24 protein-coding genes and 1 pseudogene are annotated in these 21,666 nt (G+C 52.6%); 16 read left to right on the top strand and 9 right to left on the bottom strand.

What is annotated here, in order from left to right:
* Positions 1-59: 59 nt before the first annotated feature.
* The 4 genes and pseudogenes from F3J38_RS28220 to F3J38_RS25345 all read left to right on the top strand — a co-directional run.
* Positions 60-191 (top strand): annotated as a pseudogene (locus F3J38_RS28220) (integrase); the annotation flags it as partial.
* 137 nt (positions 192-328) lie between these two features.
* Positions 329-451, top strand: a complete 123-nt coding sequence (locus tag F3J38_RS28295) for a hypothetical protein (RefSeq protein ID WP_255463840.1) — start codon at positions 329-331, stop codon at positions 449-451.
* A gap of 62 nt (positions 452-513) precedes the next feature.
* Entirely contained in the window at positions 514-810 is a 297-nt protein-coding gene (locus F3J38_RS25350) for a contact-dependent growth inhibition system immunity protein (protein WP_167143666.1), read from the top strand.
* A 113-nt stretch (positions 811-923) separates the two neighbouring features.
* The gene (locus F3J38_RS25345; RefSeq protein ID WP_167143663.1) at positions 924-1,778 is read left to right on the top strand and encodes a PA4780 family RIO1-like protein kinase; all 855 of its coding nucleotides are present in this window, start codon (positions 924-926) and stop codon (positions 1,776-1,778) included.
* A 73-nt stretch (positions 1,779-1,851) separates the two neighbouring features.
* Here the strand turns inward: F3J38_RS25345 and F3J38_RS25340 are convergent, their stop codons facing one another.
* On the bottom strand, positions 1,852-2,214 hold the full coding sequence (locus F3J38_RS25340; RefSeq protein ID WP_370661742.1) for an NIPSNAP family protein: 363 nt from the start codon (positions 2,212-2,214) through the stop codon (positions 1,852-1,854).
* Positions 2,215-2,583: 369 nt separating this feature from the next.
* Here F3J38_RS25340 and F3J38_RS25335 point away from each other — a divergent pair, with 369 nt between their 5' ends.
* From F3J38_RS25335 to F3J38_RS25320, 4 genes are all read left to right on the top strand, one after another.
* Positions 2,584-3,285 carry a hypothetical protein gene (locus F3J38_RS25335; protein WP_167143660.1) on the top strand — a complete coding sequence of 234 codons (702 nt, stop codon included), beginning with the start codon at positions 2,584-2,586 and terminating at the stop codon, positions 3,283-3,285.
* The gene (locus tag F3J38_RS25330; protein WP_167143657.1) at positions 3,282-3,704 is read left to right on the top strand and encodes a hypothetical protein; all 423 of its coding nucleotides are present in this window, start codon (positions 3,282-3,284) and stop codon (positions 3,702-3,704) included. The genes F3J38_RS25335 and F3J38_RS25330 overlap by 4 nt, the downstream gene beginning before the upstream one ends.
* Positions 3,705-3,911: 207 nt before the next feature.
* Positions 3,912-4,268, top strand: coding sequence for a KPN_00521 family repetitive protein (locus F3J38_RS25325; RefSeq protein ID WP_167143654.1), 357 nt, complete (start codon positions 3,912-3,914; stop codon positions 4,266-4,268).
* Between the two features lie 116 nt (positions 4,269-4,384).
* Positions 4,385-5,044 carry an epoxyqueuosine reductase QueH gene (locus F3J38_RS25320; protein ID WP_167143651.1) on the top strand — a complete coding sequence of 220 codons (660 nt, stop codon included), beginning with the start codon at positions 4,385-4,387 and terminating at the stop codon, positions 5,042-5,044.
* 34 nt (positions 5,045-5,078) lie between these two features.
* Here the strand turns inward: F3J38_RS25320 and F3J38_RS25315 are convergent, their stop codons facing one another.
* Positions 5,079-5,756, bottom strand: a complete 678-nt coding sequence (locus F3J38_RS25315; RefSeq protein ID WP_167143648.1) for an SDR family oxidoreductase — start codon at positions 5,754-5,756, stop codon at positions 5,079-5,081.
* Between the two features lie 233 nt (positions 5,757-5,989).
* On the opposite strand from F3J38_RS25315, the gene F3J38_RS25310 reads away from it, so the two are divergent.
* Together F3J38_RS25310 and F3J38_RS25305 are read left to right on the top strand one after the other, a co-directional pair.
* Positions 5,990-6,160, top strand: a complete 171-nt coding sequence (locus F3J38_RS25310) for a hypothetical protein (protein WP_167143645.1) — start codon at positions 5,990-5,992, stop codon at positions 6,158-6,160.
* Positions 6,161-6,179: 19 nt separating this feature from the next.
* Positions 6,180-6,638: a hypothetical protein gene (locus F3J38_RS25305; protein ID WP_167143642.1), complete on the top strand. Its 459-nt coding sequence runs from the start codon at positions 6,180-6,182 to the stop codon at positions 6,636-6,638.
* 128 nt (positions 6,639-6,766) lie between these two features.
* Here F3J38_RS25305 and mgtA read toward each other — a convergent pair whose 3' ends face one another.
* Positions 6,767-9,493 carry a magnesium-translocating P-type ATPase gene (gene mgtA / locus F3J38_RS25300; RefSeq protein ID WP_167143639.1) on the bottom strand — a complete coding sequence of 909 codons (2,727 nt, stop codon included), beginning with the start codon at positions 9,491-9,493 and terminating at the stop codon, positions 6,767-6,769.
* A gap of 793 nt (positions 9,494-10,286) precedes the next feature.
* Here mgtA and F3J38_RS25295 point away from each other — a divergent pair.
* From F3J38_RS25295 to F3J38_RS25275, 5 genes are read left to right on the top strand one after another with little or no spacing between them, the layout of a single operon-like run.
* Positions 10,287-11,855, top strand: coding sequence for an ABC transporter substrate-binding protein (locus F3J38_RS25295; protein WP_045815851.1), 1,569 nt, complete (start codon positions 10,287-10,289; stop codon positions 11,853-11,855).
* Positions 11,855-12,907 carry an ABC transporter permease gene (locus F3J38_RS25290; protein WP_167143636.1) on the top strand — a complete coding sequence of 351 codons (1,053 nt, stop codon included), beginning with the start codon at positions 11,855-11,857 and terminating at the stop codon, positions 12,905-12,907. Before F3J38_RS25295 ends, F3J38_RS25290 begins: the two co-directional genes overlap by 1 nt.
* The gene (locus tag F3J38_RS25285) at positions 12,904-13,761 is read left to right on the top strand and encodes an ABC transporter permease (RefSeq protein WP_167143634.1); all 858 of its coding nucleotides are present in this window, start codon (positions 12,904-12,906) and stop codon (positions 13,759-13,761) included. Before F3J38_RS25290 ends, F3J38_RS25285 begins: the two co-directional genes overlap by 4 nt.
* On the top strand, positions 13,751-14,584 hold the full coding sequence (locus F3J38_RS25280) for an ABC transporter ATP-binding protein (RefSeq protein ID WP_167143632.1): 834 nt from the start codon (positions 13,751-13,753) through the stop codon (positions 14,582-14,584). Before F3J38_RS25285 ends, F3J38_RS25280 begins: the two co-directional genes overlap by 11 nt.
* Complete coding sequence (locus F3J38_RS25275; RefSeq protein ID WP_167143629.1) at positions 14,577-15,242, top strand: ABC transporter ATP-binding protein; 666 nt, start codon at positions 14,577-14,579, stop codon at positions 15,240-15,242. The genes F3J38_RS25280 and F3J38_RS25275 overlap by 8 nt, the downstream gene beginning before the upstream one ends.
* A 56-nt stretch (positions 15,243-15,298) precedes the next feature.
* Here the strand turns inward: F3J38_RS25275 and F3J38_RS25270 are convergent, their stop codons facing one another.
* The 3 genes from F3J38_RS25270 to F3J38_RS25260 are packed head-to-tail and all read right to left on the bottom strand — an operon-like array spanning position 15,299 to position 17,909.
* Positions 15,299-16,084 (bottom strand): ABC transporter ATP-binding protein, encoded by a 786-nt coding sequence (locus F3J38_RS25270; RefSeq protein ID WP_167143626.1) that lies wholly within the window; start codon positions 16,082-16,084, stop codon positions 15,299-15,301.
* Entirely contained in the window at positions 16,081-16,929 is an 849-nt protein-coding gene (locus tag F3J38_RS25265) for an ABC transporter permease (RefSeq protein WP_167143623.1), read from the bottom strand. Before F3J38_RS25265 ends, F3J38_RS25270 begins: the two co-directional genes overlap by 4 nt.
* Before the next feature lie 20 nt (positions 16,930-16,949).
* On the bottom strand, positions 16,950-17,909 hold the full coding sequence (locus F3J38_RS25260) for an ABC transporter substrate-binding protein (RefSeq protein ID WP_167143620.1): 960 nt from the start codon (positions 17,907-17,909) through the stop codon (positions 16,950-16,952).
* A 228-nt stretch (positions 17,910-18,137) separates the two neighbouring features.
* Here F3J38_RS25260 and speG point away from each other — a divergent pair, with 228 nt between their 5' ends.
* On the top strand, positions 18,138-18,683 hold the full coding sequence (gene speG / locus F3J38_RS25255) for a spermidine N1-acetyltransferase (protein WP_167143617.1): 546 nt from the start codon (positions 18,138-18,140) through the stop codon (positions 18,681-18,683).
* 105 nt (positions 18,684-18,788) lie between these two features.
* Here speG and F3J38_RS25250 read toward each other — a convergent pair whose 3' ends face one another.
* The 3 genes from F3J38_RS25250 to mmuP all read right to left on the bottom strand — a co-directional run bounded on the left by F3J38_RS25250 (position 18,789) and on the right by mmuP (position 21,642).
* Positions 18,789-19,211: a hypothetical protein gene (locus tag F3J38_RS25250; RefSeq protein WP_038645291.1), complete on the bottom strand. Its 423-nt coding sequence runs from the start codon at positions 19,209-19,211 to the stop codon at positions 18,789-18,791.
* A gap of 96 nt (positions 19,212-19,307) precedes the next feature.
* Positions 19,308-20,243: a homocysteine S-methyltransferase gene (gene mmuM / locus F3J38_RS25245; protein ID WP_167143780.1), complete on the bottom strand. Its 936-nt coding sequence runs from the start codon at positions 20,241-20,243 to the stop codon at positions 19,308-19,310.
* The gene (gene mmuP, locus F3J38_RS25240; RefSeq protein WP_167143614.1) at positions 20,233-21,642 is read right to left on the bottom strand and encodes an S-methylmethionine permease; all 1,410 of its coding nucleotides are present in this window, start codon (positions 21,640-21,642) and stop codon (positions 20,233-20,235) included. The genes mmuM and mmuP overlap by 11 nt, the downstream gene beginning before the upstream one ends.
* Positions 21,643-21,666: the final 24 nt, after the last annotated feature.

Here is a 21,666-nt window from a genome sequence, read left to right as displayed (position 1 = left end):
TTAAATTCGAACCTTTTAGACACCTCATAAAGCTTTATTGTTTTTGAGGTGCCTAAACTTTGAAAACACGGCAATGGCAAGACACACCTCCCTCCGTCAAAGAAATACAATCCGCGTGACCTAAGGAAGCGGACTACGTTCTCTATGATTGTGATGGCCTTGAGCTACTCATCAAATCTATAGATAGTAAACCTAGCAATTGACCTGCTCATCGTTGTAACAACGCGGACACCTTTTACTACTATTATTTTTTGTTTTCATAAAGCGCCCGTATCACACAAGTGAATGCACATATTTTGTTTATCTTTTAACCACACAAGGAGGCGCAATGGATGATGGCTTAAAGATTGCCATGTCACCTGTTCAACTTGCTGCCGCTTTTGCTGATAAAACAGTAACGGAGTCAGAACTGCAAGTAACCGCCAGTTTGGCGGGCTCGCGCTTATCATGAACTCACTTGAATTGGCGAGAGCAACTGCGCTGTGCTTCGCACTGAACCTACTGGATTAACGAATGCAAAACTTCCACTTTCTTGACCAGCTGATTTTCGGTTATTTCAACCAAGACGCCGATATCATAAATGAGGGCGAAGACACGATAGAAGACATAATTAAGCTATTCAAAAGGTCAGCACCAGAATGGATGCTCGATGATCTCGTTGAAGAAGTTGATGATTTTATCTCCGCCTATGGTGATGGTGTTGAAGAAGAATTTGAGAAGCGATATGGGTTTGATTTCTCGCCGGAGCTTTGGGAAACCAGCCCTCGTGAATTTCTCAGGACAGTTCGTCAGATCTCATCAGAGAAATGAGATTGAGCAGTATTCTGGCGCAACGCCCTCATTGAAGCCACTCGCTTGGCTTTTCTCATGTTATACCCCATCTTCTTGATGCGAAAAGCACCTGAAATAAGGTATAAAGCCGCATGAAAATTCCAAACCGAATCCAACCCCTGGTCGATGATGGCCTGATTGATGACGTGCTTCAGCGGCTGAAAAGTGGCAAGGAGGCTGACGTCTACACCGTGCTATGCGGTGATAAAGTGCAGTGCGCTAAGGTTTACAAAGAAGCCTCACAGCGCAGCTTTAAGCAAGCCGTGCAGTATCAGGAAGGACGTAAAGTTCGCAACTCCCGCAGTGCACGTGCGATGCAGAAAGGTTCAAAATTCGGACGTAAACAGCAAGAAGAAGTCTGGCATACCGCAGAAGTCGATGCGCTATTTCGTCTGGCTAAAGCAGGCGTTCGCGTGCCGGAGCCGCATCTGTGTCTGGACGGCGTACTCTTAATGGAGCTGGTCACCGATGCTGACGGCGCTGTGGCGCCGCGCCTTAGCGATGTAATTTTGTCAGAACAGGAAGCGTTAACTGATTTCGCCACCATGATTCGCAATATCGTGCGCATGCTATGTGCCGGTATTGTGCATGGCGATTTGTCGGAATTTAACGTGCTGCAAGATGAGCATGGCCCAGTCATCATCGATCTGCCACAAGCGGTGGATGCTGCTGCCAACAATCACGCCGAATCGATGTTTGAACGCGATGTGAATAACATCACCGAGTACTACGGCCAGTTCGCTCCGCAGATATTAAAAACGCGCTATGCCAAAGAAATCTGGCAGTTGTTCGAAGACGGTAAGTTAACGCCTGAAACCGTATTGACCGGTCAGTTTGTCGAAGAAGTCCACGACGTAGATATGGATTCACTGCTGGATGAAATCATCTCTGCAGAAGATGAGTACTATGAACGTCAACGAGCGGCAAAAGAGCGCGACGAAGAGTAATGTAGCCAGCCTGTGGCTGGCTAACCTAATGGCGCATATCTATCGAAAACGCTCAACATTAAACCGCAGCTTGTCAGAGTTGGTACTCTCTTTCGCTCACCTCGAAGCCTTTTCTTATCTCATCTATCGCACTTTTCGGAAGTAAGAGCAAAGATTTAAGGCTGATCTCAATCCGCTCAATAACCTTCTCTCTTGGCCCCCTTTGCCATGCTTCGCTAGCGTAGAAATCTTCTAGTACAGATTGCATTTGTGCTTCGCTTTCAAAGGCGCGTAGCAGGTAGTAGCTATCTGCGTCGTGGCGAGAACAACCAAAAGCGATAACATCTATACCCTGCTGGTAATGGAGTGGAACGCTTATATCACGCATGATTTGATGGAAGGATTCACCGGTTCCCGGCTTCAAGCGATATTGCAGAATCTCAACAAGCTTGCTCACTATTTCATTTCCTTGAGTTTATGTTCTAATGATCCTGGCCAGAAAAACTAACCTGCTGCATTCAAATAAGAAAGCATTAGAACCGACATTAATGGTCTGAATCACACATTCACTACAAATACACCTCAAACCTTATTTTAATAAGGTGGGAAAACACCTCATGAACTCAACACCAAATGACCTCGCGAGTTGCACCACGTACTAAAACGACTCGTTACAAGACTTCTTAATTAACCGCCACCCAGCTAATTAATATAACTTTTGTTAGGCGTTCCACTATTGAACTTAGCAATTCATAGCTGTTATAAATCCGACCATAGAGAAAATTAAGGCACTGAAATATTTTACCCATGGAAAGGGAAGTGAATAATGAGCAAACGAAGTGAAATAATCGATGGAAGAGATGCTGCTAACTCTTTGTATGGTTTGGTTTATACAGAAGTACTAGGGTGGATTGATCTGGGCCATGCTCAGGGTACGGATATCAGAATGTTGATGAGCAAGATCAATTACGGTGAAGCTTCCAGTCGGGAAAATTACACAGTCACCTATTCCCAGTCCATGGTCGATCCTTGGGGGCTAATAAAAGTTGGCAAACTAACCAAATGGCGAATCAAACGAGGACGCTCCTACCAAGAGCGCCGCAGTATTGCACTAGCCATGATGATGGCAGTCGCGCGCAAATTCGAATCCTTACAAGGCTCCTTTCCTGTAAACCTGATTACCGACAGCGGGTTCAGCAGTGAAGACCTCGTGTCGGATTTACTGGGCTTCTATCGCGTCATGTCGATACCAAATCCATTTAACTTTATACGTCCGGTGAGTCAATCTGAAGCCCTTAAACGCTGGGATTATTATGGGCCAATTGGTTCCTTCAAGAATGACGCTTTCCAACCCATTCTCTTTCCCGACCCGGAAAAATTCCCTCATTCAAAACCGTTCAAAGGACAATTGCCTAATTTTATGCGTACAATCAGACCTTATGACGATTTTTGCTCTGGAAATGTTGCCATTGCAACACGTGATGGAAGCTTCATCGATAAAGCACAGGGAGGCACTTTAGATTTATGAATAGACCGTTCAAAATTGCCGCTCTGCTTTTACTTCTCATCGTGGGTCTGTTCGCCTGGTATTGGCCTGCAATTGAAATGAGAGTTGCCAGCAGCGCACATTACACCGAGCAAGAAGATGACAAATACGCTTATTACACTCCTGAGGTGCTAAAAACTATTCCGCGTATTTCTCCTGACTATAGTTTTACATTCTCCAATATATCTGGACCCGCTTCGCATGTTTACACAATGACCTTTTTGGGTACAGATGAAACCAATGTTCTTAATGGCTACCTGAAACTGAAGGGTTACAAAGAAGAAGAAAGCTGCATGGTGAAAGGAGTTTGCTGGCGACACCTAAATGCACAAGAAACTATTGTGGTCGCTAAGTTAGAAAGCCAGAAGGCTGTGCAAATCACTGTGGTATATAATTTTTGATGGGATTTGACGCCCCTTTACATTAATTCCCTCTCAACCATTAGTGCGTAAACAGCAATAACTGTTCAATAAGCATCCACCTTACGCACTTTTCGATCCCTCTCACCTCAATGATTCAATTAAGTTTATTCCTGGAGCCAATTCTGGCTGAGCGTGCCATTGTTAACTACGCTCATAACTCATAGAGCGATTGATGAGGGAATATTCATGAAAAAGACAATTATTGCTGTATCTGCCCTGCTGCTGGCTTCTTCGGCGTTTGCCGCTACCACACACGCAACTGACGAGACCGTCGCGAACGCACAAGCGGGCGCAAACACCGCCAAAGAGAAGCTGCATCAAGCACAGCACCAAGGCGAAGAGCAGAAGCTGAAAGCCAAACATGCTGCTGAAGGAAAAAGTAACAGCACCAGCAGCAAAGTGAGCGAAGGCGCGCAGAAAGGCTGGAACAAAACCAAAGAAGGCACTGAAAAAGGGTGGGATGCCACTAAAGAAGGTGCGACTAAAGGCTGGGATAAAACCAAAGAAGGTGCCAGCGAGTTGAAGAAGAAAGTCACTGAATAATGTCTTCTGATTAAATCCTGAAAGGCCGCGATTGCGGCCTTTTTTGTTTGTAGCGCTTTGCGTCTGACAGAATCTCGACTTACACTTCGCCCAACACTCATTAACCATTTTTTCTTATGTCTGACACCTTCAAACGCCAACCCCTGCCGTTACCCAACGGTCACAACAAAGTGCTGCTGCACTCCTGCTGCGCCCCCTGTTCGGGTGAAGTAATGGAAGCGATGCTGGCTTCTGGGATTGATTACACCATCTTCTTCTATAACCCAAACATTCATCCGCTGAAAGAGTACGAGCTGCGTAAAGAGGAAAACATCCGCTTCGCTGAGCAGTTCGGTGTGCCTTTCGTGGATGCCGATTACGATAAAGACAACTGGTTTGATCGGGCCCGCGGCATGGAGTGGGAACCGGAGCGAGGCATCCGTTGCACCATGTGTTTCGATATGCGCTTTGAACGCACCGCACTGTATGCACATGAAAATGGCTTCCCGGTGATCACCAGTTCACTGGGCATTTCGCGCTGGAAGGATATGAAGCAGATCAATGACTGCGGCGTGCGGGCGGCAGCGCACTATCCCGATATGCTGTATTGGGAGTTTAACTGGCGTAAAGGCGGTGGATCATCACGCATGATCGAGATCAGCAAGCGCGAGCGTTTCTATCAGCAGGAGTATTGCGGCTGCATCTATTCACTGCGAGACAGCAACCGTCATCGCGTAGCCAGCGGTCGCGAGCGCATTGAAATTGGCGTGCAGTATTACTCGCCAGACGAAGAGTAAAATAACCTGCTGGTAACCACCAGCAGGAGTGTCATCACCAGGCTAATTGTCTACCGCTATAATCGACATAGTGATGTCCGCCCTGCCCAGCAAACCGATCCATCTGCGCCACCAGCCCCTGAGCACTCTCAACGGCAGTAATGTCGGCGTCATCGCCTCCCATATCGGTTTTGACCCAGCCCGGATGCAATGAGAGCAAAGTTGTGCCCCGCGCAGCCATCTGCTGAACCAAAGCGCGGCTGAGCATATTCAACGCCACCTTACTGGCCGAATAATAAGGGCGAATCGCCTCGGCATTTTCCGTCAGGCTGCCGAGACGAGATGTGGTAATACCCAGCACACCCTGTTTTTCCTGCAGCAGGGGTAACAGGCCTTCAGCCATACGCACCGGCGCAACGCTATTGGTCATAAACAGTTGCATCAATTCATCATCGGAAGTGGCGATCAATTCCATTGAATCCGGGCCGAGAATACCCGCATTGATCAGCGCCCGATCAAACTGCTCACCCTTGAGTTGCGAGAGTAGCTGTTCACGCTGAGTAGCAACGGTAATATCCAATGGCAGCCAACGCAGCTTTTCATGCTGATACGAAACGGCAGTGCTGCGATAGGTGGCGGTGACGTCCCAACCATCAGCAAGCAGTTGCTGCACGACGGCTAATCCAATCCCTTTTGAAGCACCAATAATTAACGCACGTTTTGACTGGCTCATTTTCACCTCAGAACTGTCTGATATCTAAAAAGTAGAGTGATAGAAACCACACACCTTAAGTCAAACCAACTCAACTACTGATTTTAACTTTAAACATAAAATCAGATACTTAATATAGATTCTGGTTTATGAATCTATTCTTACTTTCCGTATTCCACAAAAGATTGCTCATTGTTGCGTCGCTGAACACGGCTTTGTTAAAGTTCAATTAATGTTCACTGAGAGGAATCAGCATGGATGTCGCCCTATCACAATCGCTCGATATTAACGGGCGTGGAAAATTTGATGAGGCAATCAGTGCCTTACAAAGCGATATTTCAACTATCGCCGCCTGCCTCTCCACTGATCCCCACCTGCAGATTGAGTATTCGAAACTGATTAAGAAAAAGGTAGATGGCTTATGATCACGAGCCAGGATGCAATATGGCGATGATGCATCAGGTTTTTAATCTTTCTTTGGTAGAACGGCACGCCGCCACGGAAACAGCTCAGGCGCGTAGCGAAGTCCTTATTGAGCAACAGCCCAGTGGCATTATCATCCCCGGCTCGGTTCTGGAAGCGGCAGTCGAAATCGCCCCTAAAAGATATGTGCTATTTGTCACGGATGGCATCGCTTATGAAGAGTCCCTTACCATTGTGCTTTGCCAACGCGGCGAAGGTGTCCAGGAAATCATTCATATTGAGAATGCGTACACAACCGGTTTTTTTGAATCACTCAACCTCTACGACAATCGCATCCAGTTCAAATTTTTTGAAAACACACTCTGGTCGCTCAGAGTCGCCGACTCCCCCAAATTCACTCTACCTTTCATTGGCGACCCAAAAGGCGTCAAGCGTAGCGCTGGATTTACCAAGCGGCTTATCATGACTTTAAATGATTAAGGGCAGGATAACCTGCCCTTAGTTGACTAACGAAACACCAACGTTAGCACGACGATGACCACCATAATTATCAGCAGATGGCACACCACCTTATCGAGATTCCGTTTCCGCATAACGCCTCCATAAGATTAGAACCACTGACCGAAGCGTTTGATGTACAGCATTTTCATGCCCTGTGCGACCACGCAGTAGCCCAGCAAAGTCGCCACCAGCCATGGGAAGTAAGCCCAAGGCAGCGGCACCAATCCCACCATGTTACCCAGTGGTGAGAACGGCAGCAGAATGCCGGCAATCATCACGCACGCCGTGGTGAGCAGTACCGGTAACGCGGCGCGGCTCTGAATGAACGGAATTTTCTGGGTGCGCAGCATATGCACCACCAGCGTCTGTGACAGCAATCCTTCAACAAACCAACCAGACTGGAACAGAGACTGCATTTCCGGTTTGTTGGCGGCAAATACGTACCACATCAGCGCAAATGTCGTGATATCAAAAATGGAAGACGTAGGTCCGATCCACAGCATAAAGCGTTTGATATTACGTGCGTCCCATTTACGTGGTTTACGCAGGAACTCGCGGTCCATTTTGTCCCATGGCAATGCCAGTTGAGACAAGTCATACATCAGGTTCTGAATCAGCAGATGAATCGCCAGCATCGGCAGGAACGGAATAAAGGCGCTCGCTACCAGTACTGAGAACACGTTGCCAAAGTTGGAGCTGGCCGTCATGTTCAAATACTTGATGATGTTACCGAACGTCTCACGTCCTTTCATCACGCCCTCTTCCAGCACCATCAAATCCTTTTCCAGCAGGATGATGTCAGAAGACTCTTTCGCGATATCTGCTGCACTGTCGACGGAAATACCGACATCGGCATCACGCAGTGCAGGCGCATCATTGATACCGTCGCCGAGGAAGCCAACGGTATGGCCTTGCTTTTGCAGCGCACGCAAAATACGTGATTTCTGCAACGGGGTCAGTTTGGCAAACACCGCACTGTGAGCCGCAGCGTCAGCCAGTTGCTCGTCGCTCATCATGGCAATCTGATCGCCAGTGACGATGTCGCCGCTATCAATGCCAACCTGCTGGCAAATCCGTGCCGTGACCACCGGGTTGTCGCCGGTCAGTACTTTGACACTCACGCCATTGTCGCGCAGTGCGGTGATGGCTTTGGCGGCACTCTCTTTAGGCGGATCGAGGAAGGTCAGCAGCCCTTCTACGGTTAACCCTTGCTCATCTGCCACGCTCAATGCCTGCTGCAAGCCTGGCTCCTCCAGCACACGGCTCGCCACCAGCAGAACGCGGAAACCCTGCTCATTATATTGATGGGCCAGTGCCAGCAATTCTGCACGACGCTTTTCGTCCAGCGGCTGAATCAATTTACCTTCACGCTCGGCACTGGCGATGCTCAGCATCTCTTCCACTGCGCCTTTGCAGATCAGCATCTGTTGATTGAGACGACGGTCGCGAACCACCACAGACACGCGACGACGCACAAAATCAAACGGCAACTCATCCACTTTGGCGTAGTAATCGCCCATGTCAGCCGTAACACGTTCTTTGCCATAACGCAGAATCGCGCGATCCATCAGATTGGGCGTACCGCTCTGATAGTGGCTATTGAGCCAGCTCAGCATCAGCACGCGTGAGTTTTCCACCCCCGCACAATCCAGATGATGCTCAAGGATGATGTTATCCTGGGTCAGCGTACCGGTTTTATCGGTGCACAGAATGTCCATGGCCCCCAGGTTTTGAATCGCATTCAGTCGTTTCACAATCACTTTGCGGCGTGACATAGCGATGGCGCCTTTCGCCAGGTTGGAGCTGACGATCATCGGCAGCATCTCCGGTGTCAGCCCCACGGCAACGGCCAAGGCAAACAAGGAGGCATCCAGCCAGTCGCCTTTGGTCAGGCCGTTAATCAGCAGCACAACCGGCACCATCACCAACATGAAGCGGATCAGCAGCCAGCTCACGCTGTTCACGCCACGGTCAAATGCCGTTTGGGTGCGGTTACCAACGATGGATTTTGCCAGGCTGCCAAAATAGGTTTCGCCGCCAGTCGCCACCACCACGGCTTTAGCACTGCCGCTGGAGACGTTTGTGCCCATCAGACAAACGCTGCCGAGCTCAAGCAGTGAAGCTCCTTGATCACTCGCACCAGCGCCTTTGCTGGTGACATTACCCGTAACGTCATATTTCTCAACGGGCAGTGATTCACCGGTCAGAATCGCTTGGCTGATAAACAGGTCACGCGAATCCAGCAGGCGTACATCAGCAGGCACCAAATCGCCCGCAGAAAGATAAATGATGTCACCTGGCACCAGCGTCGCAATATCCACTTCTTGTTTGACCGGTGCTTCCTGAGCAGATTCACGGCGCAGCACGGTTGCGGTGGTACGCACCATGGATTTCAGCGCTTGCGCGGCTTTATTGGTACGGAACTCTTGCCAGAAACGCAGCAAACCGCTGAGCGTTACCATCGTCACAATGATGATGACACCGGTCAGATCGGTCTCCTCGCCTTTACGCATTGGCATCCAGTAATCGGTAAAAAAGCTCACCGCAGCCAGCACCATTAATACGTAGATAAAGGGATTATTGAACGCCTGAATCAGCTGAATCAGTGCCGGGGGAGCTTTATCGTGTTCCACCTGATTGCGGCCATAGACCTCCAGGCGCGCTTCGGCTTCGCGTTCACTCAGCCCGAGCGCATCACTGCGCAGACGCACCAGGGTTTCGTCGGCGGTAAAACCCGCTTCATCTTCAATCAGATAGCGTGGCGTTTTCTGGCGCGGTTGGCGCACGGTGTTGTTCCAGGCTTTTTTTTCCTGGTTGAGTTTCATGTCAGTCATGATGACATTCCTCTATTTCTTACGGCAATAAAAGTCCCTGTGCAGGGAGCACATAAATTGGGATAAATTAAATTAACGACGTTGCGTTAGATGATTAAAAATAACCTGTCGGGAATTTCCATATTACCTCCCGTAAATAAAAGACGAAGAAAATCGCTCGCTAAAATAACGAGAAAGAGAGATCACGATGTCAATTTCACCGTTAACGTGCGACCTTGAAGCGGTCCGAATTTGCCAGTTAGCCTGACAACGGACGCGCCAAAACGCGCGACGACAGCGGTTAGCTCTGCACGCTGAAAATCAGCGCGCGCATCGAGGTGGAGGGAAAAGTGCGTTTAAAATCATGTGCATGATGAAATCCCTACGAGCAGTAGCTCGTTACTCTTCGTTCAAGGGGAACAATCATCAGAGAGAGGTGAGGATTGCTGCCCGCCGTGTTGGCAAGCAGCGACAAAAGAATTCGCGCGTCAGCTTGCCTTGTGTTGCCATCTAAAAGGGTGACTGTCCAACTGAATTCTCCTGTTTGAAGTTGGCGCCATTATATTCCTGAGCATTTCGAAGTAAAGTTAATTATTTTCGTTAAGCAAGCAGTTTAATTTCCGTTGTAATTTGGTTGATAAATGCGAGCGGTGATACCCACCGATGACGCACTGGCAATACCACTATATTTAACATGCTTATAACCGTTCCGTCGCTCTTAGAACCTAAAGGCATATGCATAGCCATAAATTGACTATTCTTCATTACGGCGCTCTCGTAAACTCGCGTTACTTTTTTAAGGCAAGGAAACAACATGAAAAAAATCATTCCCTCACTGCTGGCGCTTTCGCTGGTAGCCGCCTTCTCCTCTCAGGCCGCAACACCAAAGGATACGCTGGTGATTGCGCAGTCGACTGATGATGCTGATAGCTTCGACCCGGCGCAGGGCTTTGAACTCACCACAGTGCAAGCGTTTACTAACATCTACCAACGTCTGGTCCAGTCTGACCCAACCAATCCAACCGACCTCAAACCGACGCTGGCGACCTCATGGACACCTGGCAGTGACAATCGCAGTCTGACTTTTGAACTGCGTAAAGGCGCGCAATTCGCCAGTGGTAATCCGCTGCGCCCAGAAGATGTCATCTTCTCCCTCGGTCGCGTGGTGAAACTGAATCTCGATCCTTCCTTTATTCTGACTCAGCTCGGCTGGAATAAAGACAACGTTGATACCTTCCTGAAGAAAGTCGATGACAATCACGTACAGATCAGCTGGAGCGCCAATGTCAGCCCAGCCTATGTGCTGAGCCTGCTGTCTGCGCCTGTCTCTTCTATTGTGGATGAGAAAACCGCGCAGGCGAATGCCAAAAATGGTGACTTCGGCCATGCATGGTTAGGCACTAACTCAGCCGGTAGCGGCCCATATCAGATCCGTAAAGTGGTATTGCATGAAGTGGTGCTGCTGACCGCCAACCCGACGTCACCGGCTGGCGCTCCGAAGCTGAAAAACATTCTGATCAAGAACGTACCGGAGCCGGCTGCCCGTCGTCTGCTGTTGGAGCAAGGCGATGTCGATATCGCACGTAACCTCGGTGCGGACCAAATCGCAGCGCTGAAGGGCAAAGCAGGCGTGAAGACCGAAGCGATTCCGATGGCCTCGCTCTACTACATCCAGTTCAACGTGGGTGAAAATCCAGTGCTGAAGAATCCAGCCCTGTGGGAAGCCGCTCGTTACCTGTTCGACTATAAAGGTATTGCCAACGACCTGTTGAAAGGCCAGTTCGAAGTGCATCAGACCTTCCTGCCAAAAGGTTTCCTCGGTGCGTTGAACGACACGCCTTACAGCTACGATCCGGAGAAAGCCAAAGCGATTCTGAAGAAAGCGGGCCTGACCAACGTCAGCTTTAAACTCTCCACCAGCAACCAGCCGCCTTACCTCGACATCGCGCAGGCGCTGCAGGGCAGTTTTGCCAAGGGTGGCGTGAAGGTAGAAGTGCAACCAGGCCTGAGTTCTGAAGTCTCTACCCGCGTGAAAGCCCATCAGTATGAAGCCACGCTAAATGCCTGGGGCGCGGACTACTTCGATCCGAATACCAACGCCGCCTCCTTCGCTTACAACCCGGAAGATGGCAGCAAAACTATCGCGTATCGCTCTGACTGGCACATTCCGGAACTGAGCAAGCAAACGCTGGCCGCCACCGCCGAAGCTGACAGCAATAAACGCGTTGAGCTGTATCAGGCAATGCAGCGTGAAGTGCTGAAGAATTCACCCTATGTGATTGGCTTGCAAGCACGTAACCTGATTGCACTGCGCGACAATCTCAAAGGCTATGTGCAGGGGATTAACCCGGATATGGTGTACTACTCGCAGGTTTCTAAGTAATGGCAGTGTCTGCTTCACAGGCCGGGTTCACCCGGCCACTCTGGCAGCGCTTTAGCCGTCTGATCACCAGCCTGCTATCACTGCTGGTGACGCTGATAGGTTTGTTAGCGTTCACTTTCATGTTGTCGCACCTGTCGCCGGTTGATCCGGTACAACAGATCGCCGGCGATCACGCCAGCGAAGCCACCTATACGCAGGTGCGCCACGACCTCGGACTCGACCAGCCTGTCTTGGTGCAGTTCTGGCGTTACATCAGCCATCTGGCACAGGGTAATTTGGGGCTCTCGCACCTCACCAACCAACCGGTCAGTGCGGATTTGATGCGCACCTTCCCGGCCACCATTGAACTCGCTACCTGTGCGATGATTTTTGCTGCGGTGTTTGGCATTGCACTGGCACTGCTGGCAGCGTGGAAACCGGGTAGCGTGATCGATAACGTGGCGCGCTTTATTTCCCTGCTCGGCTATTCGGTGCCCGTATTCTGGCTCGGCCTGCTGGGTCTGCTGCTGTTTTACGCGGTGCTGCACTGGTCCGCCGGACCGGGACAACTGGACGATATCTGGATCTACACGCTGGAGCCGAAAACCGGCTTCGTACTGATTGATAGCTGGCTGTCTGGCGATCCGGAGATGTTCCGCAATGCGATTGCCCACCTGTGGCTGCCGGTGGTAATCCTCGGTTTACTGGCGATGGCAGGGATTACACGCTTGTTGCGTGCTGCGCTATTAGAAGAGAGCAGCAAAGAGTATGTGATTCTGGCGCGCGCGAAGGGCGCGAGTCGTACCCGCATCCTGCTGCGTCATATCTTCCCTAACGTGCTGGGTACGCTGATCACCGTGATTGCCCTCTCCTACGCCACGCTACTGGAAGGTTCGGTGTTAACCGAAACCGTCTTCGCCTGGCCCGGTGTTGGACGCTACATGACTAACGCGCTGTTTTCTTCTGATACCCCGGCGATTCTTGGCTCGACCCTGCTGATTGGCAGTTGCTTTATCCTGCTCAACGCCCTGGCCGATGCCCTCACCTGGTTAACCGATCCGAGAACCCGATGACCCAACAACTCTCTGAACTGGAAACCGTGCGACCACGCCGTCGCCGTGCGCGTATTACTTCACTGACCATTGGCTTGACACTGGTGGTGATTGTGGTGGCGATGGCACTGTTTGCCCCGCTGCTGGCCCCCTTCGATCCCAACGCGCAAGTGATCGCCCAACGTTTACAGGCGCCTTCCGCATTGCACTGGTTCGGTACCGATGGCTTTGGCCGCGATTTACTGTCTCGCGTGATCTACGGCGCACGCCCAACCTTACTGCTAGTGTCGCTGATTCTGGTGCTGACCATTCCGGTTGGCCTGCTGGTCGGCATTACTGCCGGTTACGTCGGCGGCTGGACCGAGCGCGTACTGATGCGCATCACTGATATTTTCCTGTCTCTGCCGAACCTGGTGATTGCGCTGGCGCTGGTTGCCATGCTCGGGCCGGGATTGATGAACGGTGCCTTGGCCTTGGCACTGACTAGTTGGCCGCCGTTCGCCCGTCAGGCACGAGCCGAAACCCTGGCACTACGTCGCAGTGATTATCTCGCTGCTGCACGCATGCAGGGCATTACCGGTCTGCGTTTGATGTTCGGCCACATTCTGCCGCTGTGTTTGCCAACCGCAGTGGTGCGCGCCGCGCTGAGTCTCGGCGGCATCATTCTTTCTGCTGCTGGCCTGGGTTTCCTCGGCATGGGCGTACAACCGCCAACGGCCGAATGGGGTTCGATGGTGGCGGAAGGCAGTAAAGTGATATTCGACCAATGGTGGGTGGCTGCGGCCCCCGGCGGTGCGATTCTGTTCGCCAGTCTGGCGTTTAACCTGACAGGCGATGGCCTGCGCGACCGACTGGATACCCGTCATGCCAAATGATCTGTTAATTGATGCCCAAGGGGTGACCATCCGCAGTGACGATGCACTGCTGGTGGATAATATCGCCTTTCAAATTGGTCGCGAGCGTGTCGCACTGGTCGGTGAGTCCGGCTCAGGTAAATCGCTGACTGCCCGTTCGCTGATGGGTTTGCTGTCACCGGCACTGCACCTGCAAGCCGATTGTTTGCAGGTGGCAGGTGCTGATGCCTTGGCGCTGCGCGAACGCGACTGGATCGCCCTGCGCGGCGGCAAAGTGGCGATGGTGATGCAGGATCCAAAATACGCACTGAATCCCACCCGCACTATCGGCTGGCAAGTAGAAGAACCCCTGATACTGCACCGTAAAATGAGCCGTGCCGAACGCAAAGAGAAAGTGTGCGAGATGCTGGATGCGGTCGGTCTGCCGGATCCCCGTCAGTTGATGAAGCGTTATCCGCATCAGCTCTCTGGCGGTATGGGGCAGCGTGTGATGCTGGCGATCGCTTTGATCACCGATCCCGATCTGCTGATTGCCGATGAACCGACCTCGGCGCTTGATCATGCGATGCGCGATCAGGTGCTGGCACTGATTCGTCGTTTGGTGGAGCAGCGCAATATGGGCTTGCTGCTGATCAGCCACGATCTGCAACAGGTTTCCGAACACTGCGATCGCGTGATGGTGATGTACAAAGGTCGCCTGCTGGACACGCTGCCTGCGGCCCAACTCTCTAATGCGACTCACCCTTACACGCGCACGCTGTGGGCGTGTCGTCCCAGCAAAGCGACGCACGGCGAGCGTTTACCGGTGCTGGATCGCGCTGCGTTGGAGGCAGACCATGATTGAGTTAAACAATCTGAGCGTGTCGCATAAGCAGGGCTATGAACTGCGCACCGTGGTGCATGACGTCTCTTTGCAGGTGGCCGCGGGCGAGTGTTTTGGCCTGGTCGGGCCATCAGGCTGCGGCAAGTCATCGCTGCTGTGGGTGATGGCCGGATTAAACCCTTTCTGGAGCGGTAGCATGCAGCTGGCTGGCACCGATGTGCAGCCGGGCAAGGCTTTTACCGGCCTACTGCGTCGTGATGTGCAGATGGTGTTTCAGGATCCCTATGCCTCGCTGCACCCGCGTCATCGTCTGCGCCGCACGCTGGCTGAGCCGTTGAAAATGCTGAAACGCGATAACATCGACGATCGCATCAACAACGGTTTCCGCCATGTTGGGCTGGATCCAGCACTGGCGGATCGTTACCCACATCAGCTCTCTGGCGGCCAGCGTCAGCGCGTAGCCATTGTGCGCGCCCTGCTGCTGGAGCCGAAGATCCTGTTACTGGATGAGCCAACCTCGGCATTGGATATGTCGGTGCAGGCGGAAATCCTCAACCTGCTGAATGATTTAAAGCAGAATGATGGATTGACCATGGTGCTGGTGAGTCACGATCCTGATGTGATCGATCATATGTGCGATCGTGCGGCACATATGGCACTGGGACGAATTGTCGGGTAAGACGTTAAGCTAAATCGTAACGGCGCAATAGGCGCGCCGTTACGCCTCTGAACCCCTTAATGCGCCATCGCCTGCATCGTTTCACTGCGAATCGACTCCGTCACTTCGGCCTTCAACGCCATAAATTCCGGTGAGGTTTTAATGGTGTAATCGCGCCCATTATTAAAATTCACCGCCACCTCCTGCTTGATGCGGCCCGGCCGCGCGCTAAAAATTGCCACCTTGTTGGCCATAAAAATCGCTTCATCAATGTCGTGCGTCACGAACAATACGGTTTTGCGCGACTGCTCCCACACTGACAGCAACAGCTCTTGCATCATCACACGCGTCTGGTTATCCAGTGCGCCAAACGGCTCATCCATCAACAGCACTTTGGGATCGTTGGCCAGCGCACGGGCAATCGCGGTGCGTTGCTGCATGCCGCCCGAGAGCTGGCGCGGATAGTGCTGCGCGAAACCACGTAGTCCCACCTGCTGAATGTAATAATCGCTGCGCTCTTTCTGTTGCGCCGCACTGATACCGCGCTCCTGCAAACCAAAGCGAATGTTCTCTTCCACCGTCAGCCACGGAAACAGTGTGTAGCTCTGGAACACCATGCCGCGATCGGCACCCGGCCCTTCCACGCTTTTACCGTCCAGCCAGATTTCTCCGCGCGTGGGCGTATCCAGTCCGGCGATGATGCGCAGCAGCGTGGATTTCCCGCAGCCCGATGGCCCGAGAATGGTGATGAAGTCATTCTCCTCCACCTGATAATCGATCGGCTGCAACGCCTGAGTTTGTTCGCCTTTGGGGCCGATAAAAATACGCTCGACACCGCGCACGTTGAGTTTGCTGTGCTTCATGACAAGGTACTCCATGCAAACAAGCGCCGATTGAGCACTTTGAACAGATAGTCAGAGATCAAGCCGATGCAGCCGATCACAATGATGCCGAAAATGATCTGCCCAGTGTTGAGCAGCGCCTGGCTGTCAACGATCATATGGCCGATCCCACTCTCCGATCCGATTAACTCTGCGACGATAACGTAAGTCCATGCCCAGCCCAGCACTAAGCGCAGCAGCTCAGCAATGCCCGGTGCCGCCCCTGGGATCAGCACCCGACGTACAATCGAACGGTTGCAACATCCCAAGGTGTAGGCCGCTTCGACCAGATCGCGACGAGCGCCGCTCACCGTTACCGCCACCATCAATACGATCTGGAAGAAAGAGCCGATAAAGATCACCAGAATCTTTTGCGTTTCACCAATACCTGCCCACAGGATCAGCAACGGCACAAATGCCGATGCCGGTAAGTAACGGCAAAAGGAGACGAAGGGTTCGAGAAAGGCTTCCCAGGTTTTGTAGGCGCCCATCATGATGCCCAGCGGCACACCAATCACAGCCGCCAGCAGGAAGCCCGACAGTACGCGCATCACCGTCATGCCAATATCCAGCGAGAAGTTGTACTCGGTGAACAACAGCACGCCTTGCTGCAGCATGGTCAACGGGTCCGCGAGGAAAGTGGGCGACACCATGCCGCCCAGCGTCACCAGCGTCCACACCGCGATAAACAGCACAAAGAAGGCCACGCCCAAGGCAATACGTAACCGCAGCGAAATCGCTTTCAGGGGGACCATCAGCGGGTTGTGCCAGCGCACGGGGGCATCCGGCAGTGACGCAGGGGGAGTCACCGGTTGGCTTTTACTCATCTCCATCTCCTTTCTCCCGCTTACTGCACGAAGCTGGCGTCGTACAGGCTCTTCACATCCGGCATTTTCTTGATCACACCCGCACGCAGCAGCAGTTTGCCCGCCTCTTCGCTAAAGGTTTCAATTTCACCGTTGAAGAATTTCTTGTTCTCTTCCGGCCCTTGCCAGCGCAAGTAACTGGCCGACTCAGCAAACTCTTTACCCGTCGACTTCACCGCTGCACCCATGATCTCATTGGACTTGTCTGGCTGCTGTTTGATCATCTCTAACGCGTCGTAGTAGCTGGCAACTAGCGCTTTTGCGGCATCAGGGTGTGCTTTCAGGAAGGTAGGCGTGCAACCCAGCGTATCCATCACCATTGGATAATCGAGCGTAGTGGCAAGGATTTTGCCCGCTTTAGGTTGATTGCGGATCACCGACAAATAAGGCTCGTAGGTCACTGCCGCCTCGTTCTGACCCGCGGCAAAGGATTGTGCCGCCGCCTGAGGTGCCATGGTGGCCAGACGCACGTCTTTCATCGTCATGCCGTTTATATCCAGCATCCACGCCAGCAGGAAATAAGGAGAAGTGCCGGGCGCATCTACCGCGACGGTTTTACCTTTGAGATCTTTAATGCTGGCGATGTCACTGCGCGTGGCGAGGCCATCTGCGCCGTAGGACTTGTCCAGCTGAACGATCTGTTTGATCGGCACGCCCGCCGCGTTCCAGGAGATATAGGTTTCTACCGTGGTGGCCGCACACTGAATGGTGCCAGAGGCTACCGCCAGATGTCGGCTGCTTTGCGGGATCATCTTCACATCCACATCAAGGCCGTGCTTTTTAAAGATCCCGGCTTTATCGGCCAGCGTCAGCGGGGCAAATCCGGTCCAGCCGGAAATACCGATAGCGACTTTGGTGTCGGCTGCCTGTACTGCTATAGCACTGGCACACAGTACGGCGGCGGTTAATGCAAGAACAACGTGTTTCACTGGCTTGCCCATCTTCCACTCCTGATAAAGGTGATGAAAAACAACGGTTGTATAGTCTTATCTATACAAGCCAAGCAATGGCTGTGCCAGAACGTCAAACCCTGTTCTGATGGGAGCGTTATGCGCAACTTCGCACTTCAACGGTGCATAAATACGGCAGGGTTAACCACACTGGTGCGAAAGCAACCTGCTGGCGACGGCGCTATACTCATGCCAACTTTTCTACAGAAGGAACACCGTATGTCGGTGAAATTGCGTCCGTTAGAGCGGGAAGATCTGCACTTTGTGCATCAGTTAGATAACAACGCCAGCGTGATGCGTTATTGGTTTGAGGAACCCTACGAAGCCTTTGTTGAGCTATCGGATCTTTATGACAAACACATCCACGATCAAACCGAGCGCCGCTTTGTTGTCGAACATGACGGCCTAAAAGCGGGATTGGTTGAACTGGTCGAGATCAACCATGTACATCGGCGTGCTGAATTTCAGATCATTATCGATCCGGGGCATCAGGGTAAAGGCTTAGCCAGCCAGGCGGCCAAATTAGCGATGGATTACGGCTTTTCGGTGCTAAATCTCTACAAACTCTACCTGATCGTTGACCAGGAGAATGAGAAAGCGATTCACATCTACACCAAGCTGGGATTTGAAGTGGAAGGCGTGCTCAAGCATGAGTTTTTCATCAACGGCGAGTATCGCAACACCATTCGTATGTGCATTTTCCAGCAACAGTACCTGGCGCAGCATAAGTCCGGTGTGGCGATGGTGAAGCCGACTGCGCAATAAAACTTGTGCGGTCTTTAATGCGGTGCGCATCAATGCGCATTGGGTTAAATACGCACTCATCGGCTTAAGTGAGCGGCATCACGCCATTTCTGCCGCCCTCCGACATTAACCGCCGCGCGCGCCCACCACGTTTAAACGCGGCTGAGGATGTTCGGGTTTCAGGTCGTACATGCCGCCATAGAAGGGATCCACCAGCAGCCAGCCGGGGAAACCCAGCAGTGGGATGTTGCCCAGCAGATACCACAGGTTAGCGCTGGCCTCGATCGGCAACGTCACCGGCACGTAGCCCGGACTCTCCAGCATCACCTGATAGTGCTTCTTACCAAAGTAATTGCCGGTGGATTTCGCCAGCTCAACGGTTTGTGGCGTGTAGCCCTGCGCCACTGCTCGTCCCGTCTCATCCTGCACGGTGAAACGCGCACCTTGCGGCACAGAGTCGATTTTTACCGGCTGCGTTTCCGTGCCAACAATAGTGGCGCAGCCACTCAGCAGCAGTGCAGTGGCAGGAAGTAGATGTCGCAGGTTCATAGCAGGTCCGCTTCAGAATCAGAGAGGACAGTCTAAACTGCCCTCTTCTGCTTTTCACTCGCCTCAATCGCGCTATCAGTGGCGCTTTTCTGCGCTTTATTGCGGTTGACAACAGGCGGCAATCGCCGCGATATCTTGTGGCGTGGTACGGCAGCAGCCGCCAATCAGCCTTGCGCCTGTCTGCTGCCACTCGGGGAATTTATCATGCAGCGTGCAGCCAGAAGGTGCCGAATGCCAGGTTTTGCTGCTGGCATCGTACTGCTCGCCAGAGTTCGGGTAGACCAGTAGCGGCTTGGCACACAACGCCTGCAAGGTTTGTAGCGCCGGCGTCACACTTTCCAGCGCCACGCAGTTGATGCCAATCGCTACCACCTGCGGTGCGGCATTCACCAGCTCAGCGACCCGGCTCAGCGGTGTACCGTCACTGATGTGTTGCGCATCACGCAGCGTGAAGGAGAACCAAGCGCTGCTGTCCGGGAACTCTGCCAGCAAACTCACCAACGCCTGCGCTTCGGCAAACGACGGCAGTGTTTCACACGCCAACAGATCCACCCCAGCATCCAGCAAGGCTTTCACGCGCGGGCGATGGAAGTCTTTCATCTCCGCTTCTGGCAAGGCGTAATCACCGCGATACTCAGCACCATTGGCCAGGAACGCGCCATAAGGTCCAACGGAACCGGCCACCAGCAGAGCGGCTTGGCTGTGGGATGCCGCACGGTAATCGTCACGTGCGCGCTTTGCCAGGTTAACGCTTTCGGCAATGAGCGTCAGCGCATGTGCTTCATCCAGGCCACGCGCCGCAAAACCTTGCGGCGTCGCCTGATAGCTGGCGGTGATCGCCACATTAGCACCAGCAGCGAAATAGTCGTAGTGCACCTGATAAATCAGCTCAGGGTTTTCCACCAGTACTTTGGCAGACCACAACGCATCTGCCAGATTGCAGCCGCGCGCCTCCAGTTCGGTGGCCAGTGCACCATCCAGAATCAGTGTGTCGTGTTGGGTTAACGCTTCTGCGACAGGATTACGCGACATCATTGGCCTCCTCGGCCTTCAGGTTACGTCGATGCGTGACATGGTATGCGGCATAGCAGAACAGCACAAATGGAATGCCGCACCAAAGCGCAATTCGCTGTGAAGGATCGAAGGCTAACCCCACACATGCCAGCAGGCACAGCAGAAAACCAAGAATCGGCGTGAGCGGATAGAGTGGTGCACGATAGGCCAGCTGTTGCAGCGAACCGCCCGCCGCCAGATGGCGACGACGGAACACATAGTGTGATGCACAGATACTGAGCCATACCGCCACCACCGCAAAACCTGAAATGGCAGACAGCGCCACAAATACCGTATCCGGCGCGATCACGCTAGAGAACAGCGCCAACAAGCCGCCGAGCATACTGACGGTGATCGCCAACACTGGAATACCGCGACGATTTACCCCGGCAAAACAGCGTGGCAGCGTGTTTTCGTTTGCCAGCGACCACAGCATACGACCCGAGGCATACAACCCGGAGTTGGCCGCTGACAGGATGGCGGTGAGGATCACAAAGTTAAAGATATCGGCCGCATAGGGAATGCCAATCTTCTCGAACACAAGCACAAACGGACTTTTGACGATGCCCGCTTGATCCATCGGGATCAGCGCCGCCAGCACAAATACCGTGCCAATGAAGAAGATGATCAATCGCGCGACGGTAGTGCGGATCGCCAAGGGTAAGGCTTTTTGTGGCTGTTCCGTTTCCCCAGCGGCGATACCAATCAATTCCGTACCGGAGAAGGCGAAATTCACCGCTACCATGGTCATTAGAATCGGCAGGGTGCCGTGTGGAAGCCAGCCGGAAGCGGTCAGATTGTGCAGACCTGGTGCTGGGCTGCCATCCTTCATTGGAATAAAGCCAAACATCGCCGCAGCGCCGAGGATAATAAAGGCGATGATGGTGATAACTTTTATGATGGAGAACCAGAACTCGCCTTCCGCGAAGAAGCGCGTGGAGACGATATTCAGCAGATAGATGGCGATGCAGAACACCAGGCACCACAGCCAAACGGGGGTCGTCGGGAACCAGTACTGCATGCAGAATCCCGCTGCCGTCAGGCTGGAACCGAGCGCCACCGTCCAGGTTAACCAATAGAGCCACGCCACCGTATAGCCGGTTGCAGGGCTAAGATAGCGCGCGGCATAGACGTGGAAAGCACCGGTTTCTGGCATCGCCACAGCTAATTCACCCAGGCACACCATCACCAGCCACACCACCAGCGCACCAATCAGGTAGGCCAGCAGCGTGCCGGCCGCACCGGTTGTTGAGATGATATAGCCGGTGTTGAAGAACAGTCCGGTGCCGATCACACCCCCCAGCGACAGCATCACCAGATGCCGCACTTTCATGGTGCGTTTAAAATTTTCCTGCGAAGGCGTTTCCTGCGTTTGCATTATTTTTATCCGTATGGACGTCTG

Origin of the sequence: Candidatus Pantoea formicae, assembly GCF_011752625.1 — a bacterium.
Classification (GTDB): Bacteria; Pseudomonadota; Gammaproteobacteria; order Enterobacterales; family Enterobacteriaceae; genus Pantoea; species Pantoea formicae.
This window is presented reverse-complemented; position numbering and strand designations above follow the sequence as displayed.

Excerpts from the sequence above, each read along its gene's own strand:
- mmuM (WP_167143780.1), bottom strand. The coding sequence starts at position 20,243 with ATGTCGCGTAATCCTGTCGCAGAAGCGTTAACCCAACACGACACACTG.
- F3J38_RS25290 (WP_167143636.1), top strand. The coding sequence starts at position 11,855 with ATGGCAGTGTCTGCTTCACAGGCCGGGTTCACCCGGCCACTCTGGCAG.
- F3J38_RS25295 (WP_045815851.1), top strand. The coding sequence starts at position 10,287 with ATGAAAAAAATCATTCCCTCACTGCTGGCGCTTTCGCTGGTAGCCGCC.
- F3J38_RS25345 (WP_167143663.1), top strand. The coding sequence starts at position 924 with ATGAAAATTCCAAACCGAATCCAACCCCTGGTCGATGATGGCCTGATT.
- F3J38_RS25260 (WP_167143620.1), bottom strand. The coding sequence starts at position 17,909 with ATGGGCAAGCCAGTGAAACACGTTGTTCTTGCATTAACCGCCGCCGTA.
- F3J38_RS25350 (WP_167143666.1), top strand. The coding sequence starts at position 514 with ATGCAAAACTTCCACTTTCTTGACCAGCTGATTTTCGGTTATTTCAAC.
- F3J38_RS25330 (WP_167143657.1), top strand. The coding sequence starts at position 3,282 with ATGAATAGACCGTTCAAAATTGCCGCTCTGCTTTTACTTCTCATCGTG.
- F3J38_RS28295 (WP_255463840.1), top strand. The coding sequence starts at position 329 with ATGGATGATGGCTTAAAGATTGCCATGTCACCTGTTCAACTTGCTGCC.
- F3J38_RS25285 (WP_167143634.1), top strand. The coding sequence starts at position 12,904 with ATGACCCAACAACTCTCTGAACTGGAAACCGTGCGACCACGCCGTCGC.
- mgtA (WP_167143639.1), bottom strand. The coding sequence starts at position 9,493 with ATGACTGACATGAAACTCAACCAGGAAAAAAAAGCCTGGAACAACACC.
- F3J38_RS25320 (WP_167143651.1), top strand. The coding sequence starts at position 4,385 with ATGTCTGACACCTTCAAACGCCAACCCCTGCCGTTACCCAACGGTCAC.
- F3J38_RS25325 (WP_167143654.1), top strand. The coding sequence starts at position 3,912 with ATGAAAAAGACAATTATTGCTGTATCTGCCCTGCTGCTGGCTTCTTCG.
- F3J38_RS25310 (WP_167143645.1), top strand. The coding sequence starts at position 5,990 with ATGGATGTCGCCCTATCACAATCGCTCGATATTAACGGGCGTGGAAAA.
- F3J38_RS25315 (WP_167143648.1), bottom strand. The coding sequence starts at position 5,756 with ATGAGCCAGTCAAAACGTGCGTTAATTATTGGTGCTTCAAAAGGGATT.
- F3J38_RS25270 (WP_167143626.1), bottom strand. The coding sequence starts at position 16,084 with ATGAAGCACAGCAAACTCAACGTGCGCGGTGTCGAGCGTATTTTTATC.
- F3J38_RS25335 (WP_167143660.1), top strand. The coding sequence starts at position 2,584 with ATGAGCAAACGAAGTGAAATAATCGATGGAAGAGATGCTGCTAACTCT.
- F3J38_RS25250 (WP_038645291.1), bottom strand. The coding sequence starts at position 19,211 with ATGAACCTGCGACATCTACTTCCTGCCACTGCACTGCTGCTGAGTGGC.
- F3J38_RS25305 (WP_167143642.1), top strand. The coding sequence starts at position 6,180 with ATGGCGATGATGCATCAGGTTTTTAATCTTTCTTTGGTAGAACGGCAC.
- F3J38_RS25265 (WP_167143623.1), bottom strand. The coding sequence starts at position 16,929 with ATGAGTAAAAGCCAACCGGTGACTCCCCCTGCGTCACTGCCGGATGCC.
- mmuP (WP_167143614.1), bottom strand. The coding sequence starts at position 21,642 with ATGCAAACGCAGGAAACGCCTTCGCAGGAAAATTTTAAACGCACCATG.
- F3J38_RS25280 (WP_167143632.1), top strand. The coding sequence starts at position 13,751 with ATGCCAAATGATCTGTTAATTGATGCCCAAGGGGTGACCATCCGCAGT.
- F3J38_RS25275 (WP_167143629.1), top strand. The coding sequence starts at position 14,577 with ATGATTGAGTTAAACAATCTGAGCGTGTCGCATAAGCAGGGCTATGAA.
- speG (WP_167143617.1), top strand. The coding sequence starts at position 18,138 with ATGTCGGTGAAATTGCGTCCGTTAGAGCGGGAAGATCTGCACTTTGTG.